This window comes from Rhizobium sp. P2_G2 (genome assembly GCF_056403555.1).
The window spans coordinates 1-1,413 of the sequence record NZ_JBFUFF010000255.1 but is presented as its reverse complement, the minus strand read 5'-3'; the positions used below and the strand labels follow the sequence as shown (position 1 = coordinate 1,413).

2 protein-coding genes are annotated in these 1,413 nt (G+C 61.7%); one reads left to right on the top strand and one right to left on the bottom strand.

All coding sequences use genetic code 11. From position 1 onward, the window contains the following. Window positions 1-20: 20 nt before the first annotated feature. Entirely contained in the window at window positions 21-1,145 is a 1,125-nt protein-coding gene (locus AC1D06_RS42565; RefSeq protein WP_477991596.1) for an IS630 family transposase, read from the bottom strand. Window positions 1,146-1,178: 33 nt separating this feature from the next. Here AC1D06_RS42565 and AC1D06_RS42560 point away from each other — a divergent pair. Then, a partial coding sequence (locus AC1D06_RS42560) for a LexA family protein (protein ID WP_477991594.1) occupies window positions 1,179-1,413 on the top strand: 235 nt, incomplete at its 3' end.

Sequence of the window (1,413 nt, the reverse complement as noted above, 5' to 3'; positions counted from 1 at the left end):
CTAGTACCTCTGCACAGAGATTATGACTCTTTGGCGATTGGGTTTGGGTATGCTTTGGCAAGTTTGGCGCGGGCTTGCTCGGTTGAGAACATCCATTTGATGCGGGCTCCACTTTGATTGCGWCGGTGTTCCCAAGCGGCGACTTCGGCGATGAGGCGATCGTGGCTTTCGATGCGGCGGTTAAGACATTGGCCGCGCAACACGCCGATTTCGATCTCGACCATGTTGAGCCAACTGGCATGCTTGGGCGTGTAATGGAATTCCAGGCGTCTCAGGATACGGCGCGCCTCGYAGGCCGGCAGGGCCTGGTAGAGGGCGGCCGGTGTGTGGGTCGACAGATTGTCGAGCACGACACGGATGGTCTCGGCCCCGGGATGGTGCAGATCGACGAGATCGCGCATGCATTGGGCGAAGTCGTCGGCCGTACGCCGGGCAGTGACTTTTACCTTGCGCCAGGATCGGTGAGCATCAAGGAAGACGAACAAGTTGGCGGTGCCGTTGCGCTTGTATTCGCAGTCGTAACSCTCCAACCGGCCTGGTGCGGCTGGGATCGGCAGCCGCACTTCGCCAATGAGTTGGGTCGGGCTTTCGTCGAAGCACACCACAGGCCGTGCCGGGTCGGGCTCTTCRGCATAGAGGTCAAGCACATCCTCCATGCGCGCGACATATTCGGCGTCGATCTTGGGGATACACCACATGTCCCTGCGCCATGGCTTGAGATCGTTTTCGACCAGGCGCCGGCGTACCGTCTCACGCGACAGCTGTTCATGCTCGGTCAGCCTGACGAACGCGTCGGCCAGCAACTGCAGTGTCCAGCGGCTGCAGCCCGGCGGTGGGCTGGAGCAGGCGGTGGCCACCAGCAGCGCTTCTTCCTTGCCGGTCAGCTTGCGCTCCGCACCAGGGCGCGCCTCTTCGYTAAGCGCCGCCTCAAGGCCCATCTCCACGAAGCGACGCCTGGTGCGATAGACCGTCGAGCCGCTGGCCACCACGGTGGCGGCAATCGCCTCGTCGCCCAGGCCAGCATCGGCGGCCAGCAGGATCTGCGCCCGCTTGAGCTTGCGTGCCGCATGCTTGCCAGYGCTCAGTAGGCTCATAAGTTCGTCGCGTTCGGCTTGGTCGAGATCGACACGATAGCGTATATTCATCCGCAAGGCCTCCTTTGGGTATGGAGGTCCCGGATGAATCGAAAAATGAATCAATTACTTGACCAAAAGTTGCCAGARGCGCCGCGCTTCACCGACAAGCAGGGCCAGTATCTCGCCTTTATCTGGGCCTACAGCCAGATCAATGGGCGCGCACCGGCCGAACGCGACCTGCAACGCTATYTCGGCGTCACCCCGCCATCCGTCCACCAGATGCTGCTCACGCTCGAAAGCAACGGCCTGATCCGCAGGCAGCCACGCATCGCACGCA